This is a genomic window from Cellulosimicrobium sp. SH8 (assembly GCF_025818875.1).
Lineage (GTDB): Bacteria > Actinomycetota > Actinomycetes > Actinomycetales > Cellulomonadaceae > Cellulosimicrobium > Cellulosimicrobium cellulans_D.
The window spans coordinates 83,278-101,402 of the sequence record NZ_JAMXMH010000014.1 but is presented as its reverse complement, the minus strand read 5'-3'; the positions used below and the strand labels follow the sequence as shown (position 1 = coordinate 101,402).

General features: G+C 70.8%; 23 protein-coding genes. 7 read left to right on the top strand and 16 right to left on the bottom strand.

Annotated features, from left to right (window positions below; all coding sequences use genetic code 11):
- Positions 1–14: 14 nt before the first annotated feature.
- The gene (locus NF338_RS19005) at positions 15–1,232 is read right to left on the bottom strand and encodes a toxic anion resistance protein (RefSeq protein ID WP_087471651.1); all 1,218 of its coding nucleotides are present in this window, start codon (positions 1,230–1,232) and stop codon (positions 15–17) included.
- 305 nt (positions 1,233–1,537) lie between these two features.
- Between NF338_RS19005 and NF338_RS19000 the strand changes: the two genes are divergently transcribed.
- The 6 genes from NF338_RS19000 to NF338_RS18975 all read left to right on the top strand — a co-directional run bounded on the left by NF338_RS19000 (position 1,538) and on the right by NF338_RS18975 (position 5,612).
- Positions 1,538–2,278 carry an SDR family NAD(P)-dependent oxidoreductase gene (locus NF338_RS19000; RefSeq protein WP_264032194.1) on the top strand — a complete coding sequence of 247 codons (741 nt, stop codon included), beginning with the start codon at positions 1,538–1,540 and terminating at the stop codon, positions 2,276–2,278.
- Positions 2,275–2,691: a PPOX class F420-dependent oxidoreductase gene (locus NF338_RS18995; protein WP_264032193.1), complete on the top strand. Its 417-nt coding sequence runs from the start codon at positions 2,275–2,277 to the stop codon at positions 2,689–2,691. Before NF338_RS19000 ends, NF338_RS18995 begins: the two co-directional genes overlap by 4 nt.
- A gap of 30 nt (positions 2,692–2,721) precedes the next feature.
- On the top strand, positions 2,722–3,003 hold the full coding sequence (locus NF338_RS18990; RefSeq protein ID WP_264032192.1) for a hypothetical protein: 282 nt from the start codon (positions 2,722–2,724) through the stop codon (positions 3,001–3,003).
- 702 nt (positions 3,004–3,705) lie between these two features.
- Complete coding sequence (locus NF338_RS18985; protein ID WP_264032191.1) at positions 3,706–4,083, top strand: hypothetical protein; 378 nt, start codon at positions 3,706–3,708, stop codon at positions 4,081–4,083.
- Positions 4,084–4,134: 51 nt separating this feature from the next.
- Positions 4,135–4,668: a DUF6932 family protein gene (locus NF338_RS18980; RefSeq protein WP_264032190.1), complete on the top strand. Its 534-nt coding sequence runs from the start codon at positions 4,135–4,137 to the stop codon at positions 4,666–4,668.
- Positions 4,665–5,612 (top strand): hypothetical protein, encoded by a 948-nt coding sequence (locus tag NF338_RS18975; protein ID WP_264032189.1) that lies wholly within the window; start codon positions 4,665–4,667, stop codon positions 5,610–5,612. Before NF338_RS18980 ends, NF338_RS18975 begins: the two co-directional genes overlap by 4 nt.
- Before the next feature lie 64 nt (positions 5,613–5,676).
- Here NF338_RS18975 and NF338_RS18970 read toward each other — a convergent pair whose 3' ends face one another.
- Positions 5,677–6,135 (bottom strand): hypothetical protein, encoded by a 459-nt coding sequence (locus NF338_RS18970; protein ID WP_264032188.1) that lies wholly within the window; start codon positions 6,133–6,135, stop codon positions 5,677–5,679.
- Between NF338_RS18970 and NF338_RS18965 the strand changes: the two genes are divergently transcribed.
- Entirely contained in the window at positions 6,125–6,544 is a 420-nt protein-coding gene (locus NF338_RS18965) for a hypothetical protein (protein WP_264032187.1), read from the top strand. The genes NF338_RS18970 and NF338_RS18965 overlap by 11 nt on opposite strands.
- Before the next feature lie 4 nt (positions 6,545–6,548).
- Here the strand turns inward: NF338_RS18965 and NF338_RS18960 are convergent, their stop codons facing one another.
- The 14 genes from NF338_RS18960 to NF338_RS18895 all read right to left on the bottom strand — a co-directional run bounded on the left by NF338_RS18960 (position 6,549) and on the right by NF338_RS18895 (position 18,112).
- Positions 6,549–7,493 (bottom strand): N-acetylmuramoyl-L-alanine amidase, encoded by a 945-nt coding sequence (locus NF338_RS18960; protein WP_264032186.1) that lies wholly within the window; start codon positions 7,491–7,493, stop codon positions 6,549–6,551.
- Positions 7,493–7,621 (bottom strand): hypothetical protein, encoded by a 129-nt coding sequence (locus NF338_RS18955; RefSeq protein ID WP_264032185.1) that lies wholly within the window; start codon positions 7,619–7,621, stop codon positions 7,493–7,495. The genes NF338_RS18960 and NF338_RS18955 overlap by 1 nt, the downstream gene beginning before the upstream one ends.
- A 70-nt stretch (positions 7,622–7,691) precedes the next feature.
- The gene (locus NF338_RS18950) at positions 7,692–8,006 is read right to left on the bottom strand and encodes a hypothetical protein (protein ID WP_264032184.1); all 315 of its coding nucleotides are present in this window, start codon (positions 8,004–8,006) and stop codon (positions 7,692–7,694) included.
- A 9-nt stretch (positions 8,007–8,015) separates the two neighbouring features.
- Complete coding sequence (locus NF338_RS18945) at positions 8,016–8,453, bottom strand: hypothetical protein (RefSeq protein ID WP_264032183.1); 438 nt, start codon at positions 8,451–8,453, stop codon at positions 8,016–8,018.
- A complete protein-coding gene (locus tag NF338_RS18940) occupies positions 8,450–9,070 on the bottom strand; it encodes a hypothetical protein (protein WP_264032182.1) in 621 nt (206 codons plus the stop codon). Before NF338_RS18940 ends, NF338_RS18945 begins: the two co-directional genes overlap by 4 nt.
- Before the next feature lie 48 nt (positions 9,071–9,118).
- Positions 9,119–10,072: a hypothetical protein gene (locus NF338_RS18935; RefSeq protein WP_264032181.1), complete on the bottom strand. Its 954-nt coding sequence runs from the start codon at positions 10,070–10,072 to the stop codon at positions 9,119–9,121.
- A complete protein-coding gene (locus NF338_RS18930; protein ID WP_264032180.1) occupies positions 10,062–11,240 on the bottom strand; it encodes a hypothetical protein in 1,179 nt (392 codons plus the stop codon). Before NF338_RS18930 ends, NF338_RS18935 begins: the two co-directional genes overlap by 11 nt.
- Positions 11,241–11,250: 10 nt before the next feature.
- Complete coding sequence (locus tag NF338_RS18925) at positions 11,251–12,099, bottom strand: hypothetical protein (protein ID WP_264032179.1); 849 nt, start codon at positions 12,097–12,099, stop codon at positions 11,251–11,253.
- Entirely contained in the window at positions 12,096–15,803 is a 3,708-nt protein-coding gene (locus NF338_RS18920) for a phage tail tape measure protein (protein WP_264032178.1), read from the bottom strand. Before NF338_RS18920 ends, NF338_RS18925 begins: the two co-directional genes overlap by 4 nt.
- A gap of 9 nt (positions 15,804–15,812) precedes the next feature.
- A complete protein-coding gene (locus NF338_RS18915; RefSeq protein ID WP_264032177.1) occupies positions 15,813–16,211 on the bottom strand; it encodes a hypothetical protein in 399 nt (132 codons plus the stop codon).
- A gap of 29 nt (positions 16,212–16,240) precedes the next feature.
- Positions 16,241–16,606, bottom strand: a complete 366-nt coding sequence (locus NF338_RS18910) for a hypothetical protein (protein ID WP_264032176.1) — start codon at positions 16,604–16,606, stop codon at positions 16,241–16,243.
- Between the two features lie 92 nt (positions 16,607–16,698).
- Entirely contained in the window at positions 16,699–17,331 is a 633-nt protein-coding gene (locus NF338_RS18905; RefSeq protein ID WP_264032175.1) for a hypothetical protein, read from the bottom strand.
- Positions 17,332–17,424: 93 nt separating this feature from the next.
- The gene (locus NF338_RS18900; protein WP_264032174.1) at positions 17,425–17,817 is read right to left on the bottom strand and encodes a hypothetical protein; all 393 of its coding nucleotides are present in this window, start codon (positions 17,815–17,817) and stop codon (positions 17,425–17,427) included.
- Positions 17,810–18,112, bottom strand: a complete 303-nt coding sequence (locus NF338_RS18895; protein WP_264032173.1) for a hypothetical protein — start codon at positions 18,110–18,112, stop codon at positions 17,810–17,812. Before NF338_RS18895 ends, NF338_RS18900 begins: the two co-directional genes overlap by 8 nt.
- Between the last annotated feature and the right edge of the window lie 13 nt (positions 18,113–18,125).

Here is an 18,125-nt window from a genome sequence, read left to right as displayed (position 1 = left end):
TACCTCGCCAGGGGTCACAGGCGCCCGATGTCGAGCGAGCCGTTGCCGACCTGCGACTGGTCCGAGCGGCGCGCGCGGTCGAGGTACTCGTTCGCCTTCGTCGTCTCGGTCTCCAGCACGCCGATGGTCTGCGCCATCGAGTCGAGCGCCTGCGTCTTGAACGTCGAGATCGAGTCGAGCGTCGCGTAGATGTTCGCGAACGCCTGCTGGAGCTGGGGGAGCCCGACCGTCGCGCTCGCCGCCTGCTGCTGGATGCTCGCCGACTGGTCGGCCAGCATCTTCGAGGTCGAGGCGATCATGTTCGACGTCGTCGTGTTGAGCGCCGTGATCTGGTCCAGCACGAGCTTCTGGTTCGCGAGCGCCTGCGCCACGATGACGGCCGTGCGCAGCGCCGAGACCGTCGTCGTCGTCGCGCGGTCGACGCCCTTGATGAGCTCGACGTTGTTCTTCATGATGATGTCCATCGCGAGGTAGCCCTGGATGGACACCGCGAGCTGCGTGAGCAGGTCCTGGTGCTTCTGGCGGACGTAGAACAGCACGTCCTCGCGCAGCGCCTGGGCGCGCTCGGGGTCGCTCGCCTCGAGCTCGGCGATCTTCGTGGAGAGCTCGGTGTCGAGCCGCTCCGCGATGAAGATGTACTGGTTGAGGCGCGCCATCGAGTCCCAGAGGTTCTGCTTCTCGAGGTTGAGCGCGGCGTTGTCCTTGCGGAGCTCGTCCTGGCCGTTGTAGAGCGACTGGACGATCGCGTTGAGCTGCTTCTGCGAGCTCTCGTAGCGGCGGAAGTAGTCCTGGAGCTTCCCGCCGAACGGGATGAGGCCCAGGAACTTCTTGCCCATGCTGGCCTCGCTGGGGTCGAGGTCCTCGACCGTGCGGCGCAGCTCGAGCAGCGACTTGCTCACCTTGGAGCTCTCGGAGACGCCGCCCTCGCGCAGCTCGCGGACCGGCATCTCGAGCATGCGGTTCGAGACGTCGGAGGCCGCACGGATGTCCTTGTCGCCCATCTTGCGGATGTCGTCGGCCTTCGCCGCGAACTCGGGCGAGCGCGTGTCCGTCGCGAGGAGCTGGTCGAGGTACGAGGAGACCTTCGACTGAAGTCCCGGGATCGCGGCCTCGTCCACGCGCGGCGCGAGCGACGGCGCCTGCGTGGTGGCGACGGGCTTGACGGGCTCCGGGGCGCTGAGCGTGAGCGTCTCCGTCGGAGCGGGGGGCTGGAGCGGTGCTGCCTCGGTCATGTCTGTCCTTCGCTCGTGCGTGCCGTCGGACGCCGTCGGTGGCGGGTGGGGGCGGCTCTCGCGAGCTCCCCCTCGACCCGGGCGAACCGGGCGGAACCGGCCTGCGCCGGTCGGCCGAGTATATCTACGGCGGGTGGCCTGATCTTTACCCTTTCCGGGGATCGGGAGGGTGAGAACTCCCCATGCCAGACCCAACGTCCGGGCGGCCGATGAGTTCCGCCCGCCCGCGCCGTCGTCCGTGTGCGAGAGTTCGCTGCGCACGCCGTCTGCCGACGTGCGCGCCGCCGTCGGGGAAGGGAAGACAGATGCAGCTCGCCGGGAAGAACGCGGTGGTCTACGGCGCCGCCGGGTCGATGGGGTCGGCGGTGAGCCGCGCGTTCGCCGCCGCGGGCGCGCGCGTCTTCCTCGCCGGACGCACGGCCGCCACGCTCGACGCGCTCGCGGACGAGATCCGCGCCGCCGGCGGGCAGGCGCACGCCGCCGTCGTCGACGCGACGGACAAGGAGTCGGTCGACGCGCACGCCGCCGCGGTGGTCGAGCAGGCGGGGAGCCTCGACGCGTCGTTCAACGCCGTCGCCTACGACGTGCTGCAGAACGTCCCGCTCGTCGACATGTCGCTCCAGGACTTCGTGGCGCCCATCGTGTCCGCGACGACGACCCACTTCCTCACCGCGACCGCCGCGGCCCGGCACATGGTGGCCCAGGGGTCCGGGGCGATCGTCATGCTCTCGTCGACGGCCGCGCGCGAGTCGCGGCACGAGATGGGCGGGTTCAGCCTCGCGTGCGCGTCGATCGAGACCCTCGTGCGCAGCCTCGCCGGCGAGGTCGGCCGCCACGGCGTGCGCGTCGTCGGGCTGCGGCCCAACTTCACGCCCGAGACCGTCGGCGCGTCGGACGACGACCTGCCCATGCTCGTCAAGGACACGCTGCTCGGCCGCCTGCCCCGCCTGTCCGAGGTCGCGGGCACGGCCGTGTACCTCGCGTCCGACGCCGCGGGCGCGACCACGGGTGTCGTCGTCGACCTGTCCTGCGGGGCGATCGTATGAGCGCCGGCTTCGTCCCCGGGCCCGCCCATGTCCCCGAGGTCGCCCGCACGCTCGTCGCCGGTCCGCACGTCGCGCACCTCGCGACCGTCCTGCCCGACGGCGGCCCGCACGTCGTGCCGCTCTGGGTCGGCTGGGAGGGGGACCGGCTCGCGTTCCTCACCGGCCCCGGCTCGCGCAAGGCGCGCAACCTCGCGCGCGACCCGCGCGTCGCGGTGTCCGTGACGGAGACCAGGAACCCGTACGTCATGGCGACCCTGCGCGGGCGCGTCGTCGAGGTGCTCGACGGTGACGCGGGCTGGGCCGTCGTCGACCGCCTCTCCGTCCTCTACACCGGCGGCCCCTACCCGCGCGGGGAGGAACGGCACGCCTACCTGGTCGAGATCGACCACGCGACGGCGCCGTCGTTCGGCTGAGCGCGGACGGCCGGGCCGTAGCGTAGGCACGTGGCCGACGAGAGGACGGACGAGACGATCTCGCGGTACCGGGTCCTACGGGACGGGAGCGTCGCGCTCGTCGTGCGCGGCGAGCCGGGGGTGCTCGTGAGCGTCTCCGTGCCGCCCCCGCTGCCCGGAACCGCGCCGGTCACGCACCCCTTCGCGACGGCGACGTTCACCGCCACGCTGCACGAGGGGACGCTCGGGTCGCTCCTGCGGGAGGCGCCCGACCTCGCGGCGTTCCTCGCCGCCGTCGAGCGCGCGGGCTTCACCGTCGAACCGGACGCGTGAGTGGTGCCCCGAGCAGGACTCGAACCTGCAACCTACGGATTCCCAAGGCCGGAATATATAGACACAGGTCCACGATAAATAGACAGTGGTGGACGATCCTCCCTGGGATTGTGGACAGGCGTCTATTTGCACTGTACGCCCGCCGTGCTGCGGCAAAGAGCGACGCGTCGTTTCCGTGGGGTAACCGTGGGCTCATGTGGCCGAGCTGTGCTGGATGGATGCGGGAGGGCGGTACGGTCGGGCGGGTGACCCCCGCAGAGCTCGCCGATAGCCTCGGAGTCTCCCCATCGGCGGTGCGCCGATGGTTGCGCGACGAGGTCGACCGGGGCGGCGAGTCCGGTCCGTGGCTTCTCGACGAGGACCTCGCAGGCCGTGTTCGCGCACGCTTCACCGCGACTGCCGCAGCGCGCGCCGCGCGCCCGACCGCGTGTACGGTCGAGGGGTGCGACCGGCCGATCAAGGGCCGAGGGCTGTGCGTGATGCATTACAACCGGTGGGACCGCCACGGATCGACCGAGCGCCGCGATGGTGCGGACCACCAGCGGGCGAAGACACATTGCCCGAATGGGCACCCCTACGACGATGAGAACACGATCGCGTTCCCTTCGGACGGGCGGCGGCGGTGCCGCACGTGCAGGCGCGAAGGGCGTCGCACGTCCTGACGATTCGAACAAGCGTTCGACTGCGGCGTACCCTCGTGCCGTGGGCGAGCATGACGAAGGACGGCGGCTGATCCGTCGCAAGCGCGACGACCGGCCCGGGTTCGGCGCGTCAGCCCCGCGCCCCGATCAGCTCGAAGACCGGTCATGGTCGGAGCGGCGACCGCTGAACTACGACAACCCGCCGCGCTCTCCCGTGAAGCCTTCGGGAGACCTGCCCGTGATCGTGCGGCTGCTCTGGGAGACGCACGAGGAATTGCTTCCGGCGCGCGCGATCCGGTGGACCGACACCCACGTCATGGTCGTCATCAAGCCGCTCGAGCCGCCGTACAACCAGCACGAGCTGATCGCCTGGCTCCGTGTCGAGGACGTGTTCCGCAGTATCCCGCGGCGGAGTCGAGGTGGAGGTCGCAGTGGGTGAAATCCGGAGCGTCCGTCCAGGAAGCACACGGGAACGTGTAACTTCTCGGCCATGGCAGGGAGCGAACTTCAGTCTGCCAGCGCACCGTCGCCGCTTCGACTCGCCGACGACGGCGAACTGCTGGTGGCGGGACGCCATCGGGCGACGATGCAAGAGGTCGAGGACATGTTCGTCCTGAACGCGCCCTACGAGGCGGATCGGCGGCGCATCTGGAGCGCCTTCGAGGTCTACGAGTCGGAAGTTCGACGTCTGCTACCGGGTGCCCGACTCTGGCTCGACGGTGGCTTCGTAACGCTCAAGCAGTGGGGTGCGCCGAAGGATGTCGATGTCTGCATCGTCGCGACGAGGGAGGAGATGGCTGCAGTTGGTGCCGCCGCCATTCGCCCACTTCTGACACAGACGACCTCCGAGGGCGAACGTATCCAGCCGATGAGCGGCCTCGTCGACGGCTTCCTGACCTACTCCAAGCCGGACCCAAACGCCCAGACGGCGTACTGGGCGCACCAGTGGTCCAGGGTGCGAGACTGGCAGGGAAACGAGGATCCAGCTCGCCGCAAGGGCTACGTGGAGGTGATGACGGCGTGAACGAGAGCTCTCGCCTACTTCGCGATGCTTGGAACCTCTCGACCGGCGACGAAGGGCTCGACCAGCTCCTTCAGATGTCCCTCGCGGCGCACGCGTCCGATGCGCCCGAACAGGTGGAGACACTGCGCGCTCTGCAGCTAGCGGGTCGAAGCCAACTAGACCTACACGTCGAGGGCGAGCGTGAGTCCGCTCACGAGACGTCGGCGCAGTCGCTCGGTCAGTTCTTGATCCGGGTCTCGGACGCGGTACGCGCGGTTGCCAAGTCCGTGTCGGGGATGCAGCGGATCTGGGGAGACGTCAACGTCCTCGCGCCGTCCCAAGGTTCGGTTCGTGTCATCTTCGTCGAGCAGCACGATCGAGTTGTCGAGGGCGTCCGCCGACGCAGCGATGCTGCCTGGGCCAATGGCCTCGAGATGGTCGCGTCGACGTTCGAGCTTGCCGACGAGGGACGCGATGAGCTCGACGCTGCGCTGCTCGACCTCGATCTTCCGTCGCGACGCGCACTGCGCCTCTTGGGACAGACGGTTGAGGAGAACGACTGGGGTTTGGCTGGTTCGCTCACTACCCGTAGTGGCGCGACGCGGGATGTCAGGCTGAGCAGTTCTGCGGCACGCCGGCTCATCGACGCTACCGGGAGTACTCCAGCGCGGACCTATCCGAAGGTGGTCCCGGGGGTTGTGGATGCATGGCGCTGGTCGACCTCAACGATGAGGCTCTCACCAGACGCGGGTGCTGCAATCGAGGCGTTCGTACCCAGGGACCTTCAGCTGGCCGTCGCGGACGCCAATGCGCACCCTGGGCGTCGAGTCGATGCGACCTTCGAGGTCGTCGAGACCCTAGGGGGAGGTCGATCCGGCAATATGAAACGGGTCTTCACTCTCCAACGCCTCGACGTGCTACCTACCTTGATGGACGGTGTCGAGCAGGAGGGCACGGAACAGTAGAGACGGCAAAGCGCCCCCGTCCCTCCACATGGGAGGGGCGGGGGCGCGGTCGCGTGCAGGCGGGTCAGCCGGCGCGGTGTCGGCCGACGGCCTGGACCTTGTCCGTAACGCCGGTCGGCTTCCAGAGGCCGTAGTGCGTCGCGACGGAGACGACGAACGCGGGGATCGCGGCGAGGAGTGCGACGCCGAAGTCGTAGGTCACGCCCTGCGCGACCGCCCGGCCGAGTTCGACGAGGAGCGACGTCACCAGGGAGAGTGCTGCGAGCAGCCACGCCTTCGCCGCTCCCGAGGTCACGCGAGTCGTGACGAGCCCGACGAGTACGGGCAGGACGATCGCGACGAGGATCTGCACGACCGTCGCGGGATCGAGCGTGAACGCGAACGCCGGCGGGGCGGTCGCGGTCCCGGTGTCGAGCGCGACGGCGGTCGCGCTGGTGGCCGTAACCGTGAGGAACGCGCCAGTAGCGAGCCAGAGCGTCGCGAGAGCCGCCGCTATCCGTCGAGCGGGTCGGGTGAAGAACATGGATCCTCCTGGTGGAAGGGCTGGTGGCCTGGCAGGCTGCGGGGCCATGGGAAAGGGACACCGCTTCGTTCGGATCAACGTCGAGTACGTCGTAGAGGTCGTCGACGAGACCGCGCTCGAGGCGGCGGTGCTGCGAGGTGGGATCGAGGAGGGCGTCGGTGCACCCGGCGACTTCGCGCCGCCCGGGCACCGGAACGACGTCAACGCCACCGACGTCCTCACGGGCTTCGTTTGGCGAGGCGCGTCCGGGAACGACCTGCACGAGACGCTCGAAACCGCCGGGCTGAGGCTCGTGAGCACCAGAGCCCAGCCCCGGATCCGCAAGGACGACGACCCCGATACGTACCAGGGGATCCCGGAAGAGGCCGCGATGCGGGACGACGGGACGTTCGCCGACCAGGACGCGTGAAGGCTCAGCCCTCCGGAGCGGTGTCGACCGCGTCCGCGGTCTCGGGAACACGCACGTTGACGTCGACCTGCACGGTCTCCGCGCGCAGCACGGCGCGGGTGTCGGCCTGGATGCGGTCGTAGTCGATCTCAACCGGCGCGCCACCTCCGGCGAGCGCGTCGACGAGCTGCTGGATGAGCGCACTCTGAGCGGCCAGCTCGGCGCGCAGCGCGATCGTGTTCGTCTTGGCGTCGGCGACCTCCTGGCGCAGCGAGACCGGTCCGGCGCGGCGGATCGGGCCGGTCTGCGCGACCGCGGTCTGGGCGAGGGTCTTGGCGTCGGCGAGCTCCTGCAGCGCCGAGATCCTCACGGACTTGCCGTCGACGCTGCGCTTGACGGTGCGCGACCAGACAGCGTCGGCGATCTCCTGTGCGGTGGGCATGTCGTCTCCTTCGAGTATGGCCGCGACCTCGAGGCGCATGCGCGCCATGTCCCAGTCGCGGATATCGATCTTGCGGTTGGGGGCCCACTCGTTGTGGCCACACACCATGTCGGGGCCGAAGCCGCCGAGGTCGCAGAACGCGGCGTTGATGCGTGGGTAGGCCCAGCGCTGGGCATCGGTCCAGTCACCGTTGCCGGCGGACTCCGCCTCGGTCCCGAAGACCGAGGAGTTGCCGACCAGGCCGTGCCACCCGCCCACCCCGGCGTGGTTCGCGCGACCCGCGGCCACCACGACGACGACACCGGAGCGTGCGAGGAACACGTTCGCGAGCGGGCCGGGCAGCCCGGCGCGCCCGTCGCGCACGACCTTGAGGGACGGCCGGTCGCCGGTCCGCGCGCCTGCGGTCCAGTGACAGACCGCGCCGCGCGGGGCGAAGCTCGACGAGCCGCGCCTGTGCCAGCCGTCGACGACCTCGACGGTGAGCCCGCGGGCCGCGAGCGCCGCGGGTAGGCCGGTGGCGTACCCCATCAGTCGTCGTCCTGGTCGGGGTCGTAGGGGCGGGTCGTCACTGCGTCGTCCTCGGTAGCGGCGTCGCGCATGCGCCCGTCCCGCTCGCGCGACCAGTCCAGGTCGTCGCGCTCGGTCGGTGAGCTCATGGTGTCCTCCTCATGGCATGACGAGGCCCCGGTCGCCGTAGGGCGGCCGGGGCCGTGGGGTGGGTGGGGGTCAGGTGCCGGGCCAGGGCGGGAGCTCGGCGGGTGGGACGCCGCGCTCGAGGAGCATGCCGCGCAGGGTGGAGGCGTGCTCGGCGTACAGGCGACGTGCGCGGTAGGCGTCGTCGCGTTCGGTCTCGGCGGCGCGCAGCCGGGTGTAGGCGTCGTCGCGCTGGGCGACGAGGTCGGCGTTGCGCCCCCGCTCGCGCCCGGCCGCGCCCGACAGCCACTTGATGAAGCCAGCGACGAGGTCGCGCACGACCGCGCCTGCGCCGATCGCGGCGAGGATCGCCGCCCATGCCTGAGCCGTCGTCAGGTCGAGTCCCACGGTGCCCCCTCAGACGTCGTGGCGGTGGACGGGCGGCTCGGGGTCGTAGGCGTAGCGGCGGATGCGGAACCACCTGGTACCAAGTCCGAGCGCCGCGATCGCGATGACGCCCGCCTGCGGGAGCCGGTTCCCCGAGGCTTCGGCGAAGTGCAGGTTGAGCGCGACGGCGCAGTAGATCGCCAGGCCGGTGACGACGGACAGCACCGCGGCGCGCTCGAGCCACCAGATGCCCGGCAGGGTCGCGACGACGCCGATCGTCCCGCCGAGCACGAGGAACCCGGCCCACATCCGGGTCAGGCCGAGCCCGATCTCGCCCTCGATCGACGATGGTGGGTCGGTCAGGGCGGTGAGCCCGACGACGAGCGTGACGAGGTAGATCACCCACACCAGGCACGTGATGACCTTGGGCTCTTGGATCTTGCCCCACAGGGCGCGCGCGGCGCTCACGACTCGGGCCAGGTCAGGGGCCAGCACAGCCCGGACAGCGGCAGGACGAAGCTCCCGGAGCCGGTGAGGTTGCCGTACCCGGCGATCGCCTTGAGCTCGTTCGACCCGAGGAACATCACGCCAAACGTGGCGTTGCTCGCGACGGCGACCCCGACGGGGCGGGTGTCGATGGTCGGTGGCTGCGCCTCGGGCGGGATCTGCAGGATCTGGCCCACAGACCCCGTCGTGCGCTGCACCGAGCCGAACAGGTACGCCATGTTCCCGATGCGCTGGATCCGCAGGCGGTGCCCGGCACCAGCGACCGACGTCCAGCCCGTCATGAGGGTCGGGGTGATCGGCGCGGACTCCGAGGAGAGAGTGCGCCACTTCGCGCCGTCGGTGGACATCTCGAGCTGGGCACCCTCGGGCGCGTCGGCGCGCTCGACGATCAGCGGGGTGCTCGTCGAGACGGGACGCGACGCCGCGGCGAGCGCGGACACGACGGCCTGGCGGTCGGTGGTGTTGGAGACGGGCACGATGGTGCGCGCCGACTCCATCATCTTGCGCAGGTCCTCGGTGAGCGCGTAGGAGTCGCCGGCGGCCGGGACGCGGGTCCGCTCCGGCAGGATCACAGGCATGAGGAAGCTCCGATCTCCCCGCCGGTGCGGGGGTCAGCGAGACAGGGGTCAGAGGGTCCAGTCGATGGCGACCGTGCCGGACTGCGGGCTCTCCCCGCGGCCGACGATCCCGGCGTAGCTGCCGCCGGCGATCCCGAGCCCGCCACCGCCCACGACGACGGCCGCGAGCGCCGTGGGGATCGCGATCCAGTCGCCGCCGAAGCCGGGCGGGATCGTGATCGGGTACGGCCCGGCGACTCGGGTGGGGTCACCGCCGGGGCGGTGGGTGGAGGTGTGGGCGTAGAGGTTGATCGTCACGGGCGCGTTGTAGGAGCCCTTGCGTTGGCGGAGTCCGAGCCAGATGCGCGAGCCGGACAGACCGCGGCCGCCCAGCCCGGAGGGCCCGGTTCCGTAGAACCAGGACCCGGTGTAGGACCGCGAGCCCCAGGAGCCCTGGGTGAGGTTCTGCCCGAAGCCGTACCTGTCGAGCCACCCGGACCCGAGCTGGTACGTGCCGGAGTCGATCGCGGCGAACGTCGCCGTGCCCGACGTCGCGACGGGCGGTGGAGGTGGCGGCGGCGGAGGGGGTGGGGGAGGAGCGGCGGTCGAGCCGACCTTGCCCGTCACGTTCGGCGTGCCGGCCGCCCAGGACAGGATGACCTTGTCGCCGACGACCGGGGAGTAGGACGCGAGGAACGTCGCGACGACGGTGCCCTCGGTCGTGCTCACGGTGATGGTCTGGGAACCGACGGGGACGGACGCGACCGTGCCAGTGGTGGGGCGCGGGCGCGCGGTGACGCGGCCGAGGACGGTCGCCTGGGACGGGCCGGTCGGACCGGCCGACATGGCGATCAGCAGCGGGTCACCCTCGACAATCGTGGTCGGGTCCACCCACGCCGCGGGGACGATGACGCCGGACGTGGACGCGGCGAGCTTGCCCGCGGAGTCGAGCACCGCGACGCCGTTGAGCAGGCGCACGGAGTCGGCCGGGGTCGGCGCGCCGAGGAGGGGGTCAGGACGCACGGCGCACCGCCTGGGCGACGGCCTGGACCTCGGCGTACCCGCACGCGACGGTCAGGACCATCGGTGAGACACCGGCGGCGGCCGAGCCGCGCATGCGGATCGCGGTGACGCGCCCGACGAGCGGGACCGGGTCGCCGGCGACGACGGGGTTCGCGACCAGCACCCAGTCTCCGATCTGCAGGCCCGGGTGGGGCAGGCACTCGACGACCAGGTCGACCGAGCGCGCGGCGCGCTGGTTCGCGCGCAGCGTCTGGGCGGCGAGGTCGACCGCGGACTGGGTCTTGAGCAGCCCGGTGGAGGCCTGGAAGTAGGGGTCGGGGCCGTGCGGCCCGGTGTAGCGCAGCGGGCCGGCGTCCTCGAACGCGCGCCCGATGAGTTGGCGGCCGTCGTCGTCCTGGCCCTCGACTACCCACGCGTTGTTCAGGCCGTCGATCGACTGCTCGCGCTGCACGCTGATGAGCACGCCCTCGTCGCCGCCGACGACCTGCCACACCGGGTCGGTCTTCGCCAGCGGGTACACCTCGAGCTGCCCGTCGTTCGTCATGCGGCACCCGGCGTCGATGCGCGCGACGAGGTCCTCTACGGCGTTCATCCGCTCGCGCTCGTAGACGAGGGTGCGCGGTACCGCGACGTCCGTCACGCCGGGCGCGACGGCGACGGGCATGATGTCGCGCAGCAGGCGGCGCACCTCGGACAGCACCGTCGCGCCGGCCGGTGGGGAGTCCGGGGCGAGCAGGCGGGCGCGCACGGCGAGGCGGGTCAGGTCGTCCGCGGTGATCGGCACCCGGCCGCCACCGGACACGAACCGCAGGTCGTCCCCGTGCTCGCCGAGGCGGTACACCCGCCACGACTCCGCGGGCGCGTTCGACGCGATCCGGAACCACCCGATGTCGACGGTGTACCCCAGCGGCAGGGTGTAGATCACCTGCAGCCGGGGGCCGCCGACGCCGAGCGGGTCGTCCACGGCCCACGGGGCGAGCTCGCCGTCGGGGTCGTCGATCGTCGCGGTGAACTGGCCCTGCACCTGCTGGTCGGCGTAGTTGAGTCCCCAGTCGGAGATGGGGAGCCCGGTCTCGGGGCCGACGAGCTGCCCGTCGTACCAGGCGAACGCCCGCACCCCGTCGCCCGACCGGGACCCGGCCAGGATCGACAGCGCCTCCTCGCTCATCGCGCGCACGTCACGCACCCCCCACCGTCGGGTCCTTGAGCACGTCCATGTAGGTCGCGTTCGCTGCGACGGCCGCGGCCTGCACGTCGGCGTAGGACTCCCACAGCTCCTCGACGTCGCCGTAAGTCCAGATCGGCACGACGACGTTGATCGACTGCGGCGCGACGAGCGTGCCGCCCGAGACCTGCCACGTGAACAACCGCCCACCCAGCACCCGCCGTGGTGTCGCATCGACGACCGCGGGGTAGGACGCGTACAGCAGGTCGGGCAGGTCACCCCACGACGGCAGCGGACGGATCAGCAGCGGGTACGCCTGACGCAGCAGGTTGCCCAGCGCGGTCGAGCGCTCGGCGACGTCAGTCACCATCCGGAAGTCGATCCCGTTCGCGGCCAGGCGCTGCCCACCGAGACCGACCGGCTCGTCCGACCCGAGGATCGCGGCGAGCTCGACGCCCATCTCGTAGCTGAGCTCCTGCAGGCTCGGCGTGACGAACCCGACCCCGCCGACGTAGGTCTGCGGCGACAGCGGCAGCATGCTCGACGGCACGAGCGGGTCCTGCACCTGGCCCCACCCGTTGTCGAGGGTGACCGTCGCCGCGAGCGTGTCCGGCACGACCGCGCCCGCCACGACCTGCAGCTCGTAGGTCACCGGTCGCCCGAGCGGGACCTCCGCGTCCTCGACGTACCCCGACCCGTAGACGACATTGCGCGACCAGCCGCGGACCTTGCGCCGCTTGCCGCCCGGGGAGGACCGCCACAAGGTCACGACCGACGGCCCGGAGATGTCCAGGCCGTCGACCGTGATCCCGGCGCGCGGGCCGGGGGAGTCCAGGAGCGCGACGACGTCGAGACCGCTCATGGCTGGTACCCCCTTCGCCCGCGCCCACGCGCCTGGGCTTCGCTGATCCGCCCGTCGGCGACCTCCTCGAGGTACGCCTCGAACTCCCGGCCGCCCACGACGAGCCGGACCTTCGTGCGCGAGGTCCCGCCGACGTTGGTGTTGTTCCCACCCCACGACGGGGCAACGTCCACCCTCGCCAGCGGCTCGGGCTTGCCCGTGTTGTTCACCACGACCGACGGGCCCGGAGGCAGCCACCCGCCCTCGTCGAACTCGAGCGGCAGGACTCCACCGTTCGCCAGGGCCCAGTGCACGTGGTTGTAGTGCATGCCCTTCGTCGGCTCGGGGAAGACGTGCGAGCGTCCCTTGTAGAGCTGCTGCGCACCCATCGGGGAGTAGATGAGCTCGTAGGACCCGGGGTAGGCGGCCTTGAGGGTCTGGAAGATCCGCGTCATGCCGACGGTGTCCATCGAGCCCACGCCCGCGATGTCGACCGCGCGACCCTGCCCGTGCATCGACGGGAACCCGGTCGCGGTGATCGCCCCGGGCCGGAACGTCGAGGTGATCCGCGCCCAGGGGAGCAGGTCCTTCACGATCCCGGCCATGCGCTGCCACCCGAGCGCACCGGCCGCGGGAGCGGCCGCCGCGGCGGTCTCCTCGTTCTTCCGGGAGACCAGACCCTTGACCGTCTCGACGAGACCGGACACGGCCTTGCGCGGCAGCTCCGAGACGATCGTCCCGAGATCCCCGGCACCGATCCCGCCGAGCACCGCGTTCATCGGCTTCGTAATGAGGTCCGCGAGCGCCCCGACGGGGTCCTTGAGGAACTTCGCGACGGACTCGGCGGCGTCCCCGGCCCAGTTCCAGGCCGCGGACGCACCGCGCGCCACGCCGTCCCAGACGTCCCCGGCCCAGCCGGTGATGTTGCCCCACACGCCGCCGTTGGCGAACGCCTGCCCGGTGCGGGCGGCGGCGTTCATCCGCTCGACGGCGGCGGGGCCGCCGACCGCGCGGGTCCACTCGGGACGCATGATCGCCTCACCACCGGAGAGTTCGAGCAGCCCGCCGGTGGGGGAGACGAAGCGGTGCACGTCACGGCCCGGGGTGTACCCGGGCATCACGCCACCCGTGGCGAACTTGATCGGGTTCACCACGGGCAGCTTGAGGTCGAGCCCGACCTTGGACGCGATCGAGTCCCACGTCTTCTTGATGCCGTTGGTGTAGACGGTCTCGATGATGAAGTTCACTGGGGCCGCCGCGGCCGCCTTGACCTTGTCCCACGCGGCGGAGATGACGTCCTTGGTCTTCTGGAACACGGTTCCGACCGCCTCGACCCCGGTCTTGATCGGGGAGAACACCCAGGTGTTGATCCAGTCCCACCCGGTCTTGAGGACGGTCTGCACCCCGTTCCACACGGGGGTGATGACGTTGTCCTTGACCCAGCGGAACCCGTCGCCGACGAGCTGCCACCCGAGCTTTATGGGCTGGAAGACCCACCGGTCGAGCCAGTTCCACGCGTTGACGCCAGCCTGCAGGAGCGTGTTCCACACCGGGACGAGCACGTTGTCCTTGACCCAAGCGAAGCCCTGGCCGAGGAGCTCCCAGCCGACGCGCATCGGGAGGAACACGTGCTCGTCGAGCCAGGCCCACATGATCTGCGCGCCGACCTTCACGGCCTCCCACACCGGGGAGAGGAACGTCTCCCAGACCCACGAGAAGCCGTCCGCGAGAAGCTGCCACGCGGTGAGGATCGAGACGAACACGACCTGCAGCGCGGTCCACAGGAACTCACCGCCGGCCTTGATCCCGTCCCACACCGCGGAGAACACGGGCAGGACGGAGGCCTGGAACCAGTCGACGACCGGCTGGACCGCGTCGAGAATGCCCTGCCACAGGTCCCCGAACCAGTTCCCGATCGGCTCCCAGATGTCCTTGAACCACGCGACGACGGAGTCCCAGTTCTCGACCAGCGCCCAGATCGCCGCACCGACAGCGACGACACCGGCCACGATCCACGTCATGGGGCTTGCGAGCATGGCGCTGTTCGCGGCCCACTGCGCCGCGGTGTACACGCCCCACGCGGTGGCGAGCGCGCCGAGCGCGATCGCGAAGACCTGGAGTGCGGCGGGATTCTCCTGGACCCATCCGAGGATCGACTCGGCCGGGCCGAGGAGCGGCTGCACGCCGTCGACGAGCACGTCGACGAAGCCACGCTTGAGCCGCTCCCACCCGGTGGAGGCGTTCCCGTTGAGGGTGTCACCCATGGCCTCGGCTTTGCCCGTGACGTCGCCGAGCTCGGCGCTGGTCGCCGAGAGCGAGTCGAGGAACGCCGGGATCTTGTCCGTGCCGATGTCCTCGAGCGGGGTGCCGAACAGCGCGATCGCCGCGTTCGCCTTGTCGGTCGGATCGGAGATGCCCTGCAGCCCGGTCACGAGCTCGGACAGCGCCCCCGAGGCGACGTCCCCGCCGGCGAGGAACTTCGCGGACATGTCCTCCGCGGACAGGCCCGCGAGCTCGTACGCCGAGACCGAGGCCGTCGACATGTCGGTCGCCCGGATCGTCAGTTCCTTGAGCGCGTCGCCGGTCTTGTCGATCGCGTACTGCCCGTTCGCGGACGCCGCGACGAGCATGCTCATGGACTGCTCACCGGTCAGGCCGAGCTGCGCGAAGTACTGGCTGTACTCCTGCGTCGCGTCGACGACCTCGCCGCGCAGCGCCTCCGGCACCCGCTGCAGCGACGCCGTCATGAGGTCGAACGCGTGCACGGCGTCGGTCGCCAGCCCGGTCTGGATGAGGATGCCCGCGTTCCGGGTCGACTCGGCGACGTCGACGTCGAACGCCTGCGCGAAGTCGAGAGCCTTCCTCGTCACGGACTCGAGGTCCGCCTCGGACGCGTCGCGCATGCCCGCGATCGACGACATGACCGTGCCGACTGCGCCGGACACCTCGGTCAGAGACTCGCCGTAGGCGTCGGCGTACAGGGCACCGGCCACCTGGCCCGCCGTGGCGGACTGCGCGGCGGTCAGGTCGAGCGACGCGGCGACCTTGTCGACCCCCGCGTCGAGCTCCATGTTCTGGGCCCACGCCTCGCCGAAGAGCGCGGCACCGCCCGCCGCGGCGGCGAGCCCGGCGACGAGCCCGCCAACACCACCGGTCGCCTCGTTGAACGAGTCCTTGGCCTGCGCGACCGACGACTTGACCGCACCCCACTTACCCGGCTGCTCGTCGACCTCGTTGTTTAGGTCCGACGTCGCCTTATCGAGCTGGCGCGTGACCTCCCGGTGCTCGCGCTGCGCGGCGACGAGCTGGTCCTCGACCGAGGTCGCCTTCGCCGCGGCGGCGCGCTGACGTTCGCGAGCAGACTCGAGGCGCAGCTCCGCGGCCTGAGCGCGCGCCGAGTCCTCTCCGCCCTTCTGGCGGGCGTCGGTGAGCGCCTGCTCTGCGAGCAGCACCTTCGCCGCCGCATCGCGCTCAGAGGCGCGTGCCTTCGCGATCGCCTGTGTCTGGTCGTCGACGATCTTCTTCGTGCGCTTGGATGCGGCCTCGAGCTCGTCGGCCGCAGACTTCGCGGCACCGTTCTTTGCGGTCCCGTCGAAGCCCTTCGCCCATGCGAGGCCAGACGACTTCCCGGCCGCGGTGGCGGCCTTCGTCGTGCCGGTCGCGAGTTCCTTCGCGAAGGTGTCCATGGCTGGGAGGACATCGATCCACGTCACGTCGCCAGCCATGGGCACCTCCTATGCGGTTGTGGTTCCGTCGCCGTGCTCGACCTGCGCACGCGACAGCACGGCGAGTAGGTCGACGCGCTCTTCGGCTTCGTCGAGCTCCTGCTCCTGCTGGTCGTGCTGGTACTCGGTGAGGTCGGGCCCGGGGATCGGGACGAACTGTTGCTGCTCCTGCTTCGCCTTCGCGGCCTGGATGTTGTTGGTGAGGGTGAGCAGCGCGCCACCGTGGTTCGCGATCGCGTGCAGCAGGCGTTCGGTGTCGCTCCACGGCCCGTACAGGGCTCGGTGGAGGGCGCTGCCTGGGGGCAGGTGTTCGATCATGACGCGGAGCTTGCGGAGCGTGATCCGCCCGTCGAGATACTCGGCGAGCGGATCACGCGGGGCGTACTCCTGTAGGAGCGCCGCCTCCATCGCCTCGGGCTCAGGCCCGAGTAGTTCGCTCAGCCCGCGTAGCGGAAGTTTCCCAGGCGCTCCTGCGCCGCGCGGGACTCGGTGCCGAAGAGCATCGCGAGGTCGTCGACCGTGTACCCGGCCGCCTTCCACGTCGCGAGCTGGTCCTCGGCGGAGATCTCCGGGTGCCCGCCGAGCACGACGAGTGCGAGCTCGTCGGCGTCCTTCGCGGTCTTGACCTGCTCTCCGAAGTCGTCGTCGGCGGAGAGCGCGAGACCGACCTTCACGTAGACGGTCGTCTCCTCGCCGTTGACCTCGACGTCGACCGGGACGAGCTGGTCTTCGGGGAGGACGTGCTCGGCGACCTGCTGCTTGAACTGCTGCATCCGCACACGGCGGCGATTGGGCTTGCCCATGCTCTGGTCTCACATTCTGGGGAGTCTGGGGAGTCTGCTGGGTGCGGCCGGGCGGGACTCCCCGCACCGCCCGGCCGTACCCGCTCATGCGCTCAGTCGCCGGACTCGTCCGGGAAGCCCGGACCGTTCTCCATCGTGGCGAGCGACTTCCCGACGACGGGGTCCTTGAACAGGCCGAACGTGAAGCCGATCGACTCGTTGGTCGAACGCGCGTGCGTGCGGTCGGTCGTGGCCGTGACCTTCGCCCGGTACCCGTACTCGATGCGGTAGAACGCCGCCTCCTCCGGACCGTCCGCGGAGATGAGCCACAGCCGGTAGTACGGGAAGTCGACGAAGTCGCCGTCGTCGAACACCCAAGGGGCGTCCTTCTTGGCGGGCCACTCGCTGCACGGCTGACCGTGGCGGAGCGCGTGCAGCCACGAGCTCGACGACTCACCGAATGCGGCGGTAACCGACTTCTCGATGCCGGTGATGTCGGTGCGGACCGGCTCGAGGTCCTGGTCCATGTTGGTCGGCTCGGTCGAGACGTTAGACGGCAGGACCACGCCGTCGGTCGTGATGTATCCGAGGACCTTCGCGTCGGCCGGCAGGACCGGCGTCTTCGTGGTCGTGTCGAAGAACGACGTCGGCACCGGGGCCGAGTAGTCCTGCAGGGCGACGAGCTTGCGACCCCACTTGCGCACGAGGCGCGCGTTGGTGTCCATGAGTTCGCGGACGTCCGGCATGGTTCCTCCCGTGACGAGAGCCCCGGCCGGACGGCGCGGGGCTCGGATGATCTGGTGGTGGGTTGGTCGGCCCGCGGGCCGTGGATCCGCCCGTCAGCGCGGGCGGACGGTGAGCGTGTACGTCGCGATCGCGCGGCGCACGTCCTGGCTAGGCATCGGGTCAGCGGCAAACGCGAAGGTCTCCTCGACCTCGTCGACGTACATGCCTGGCGTGCCGTTGGTGGCGAGCGCCGCGAACGCGGTCTCGACCTCGCCGACGAGCGCCCACATGTCGCCGCGGGTGCGCGCGTGCACGGCGACCTCGATCTGGACGAGCTTGTCCAGCGGGCCGTCTCCGCGCCCGCCCGCGCGCTCGACCTTCACGTACTTCTCGGGGACGGTCGTCGTCGTCTCGGTGACGACGCCGGCCGACCCGACGGAGAGGCGCGGGATGAGCCACGCCCGGACCTCGCGCTCGGCGTTCGCCCACCGCAGCACCTCAGGCACTGGAAGCCCTCCGCAGGATCTGCCGGCGCGTGATCTTCGCGCCCGCGTCGGCTGCCTGGTCGTCGTCGGTCAGGGTCGCTGTGACGCGGGCGTAGGGGCGGCGGAACCCGCCCTCAGCCTTCGACCCGGGGCGGGTGCCCTCCTCGACGCGCAGCCTGCGGCCGAACCGTTGCGCGCCTGCCGCGGCGGCAAGGCGCTGCGCCCGGGGCAGCGCGCGGGCCGCCTTCGCGCGCAGCGCCGCGCGTACCGCGAGTGAGGACGCCGCGCGCTCGAGCAGCTCGGTCGACGGCTTCATGGGCCTCGCCATG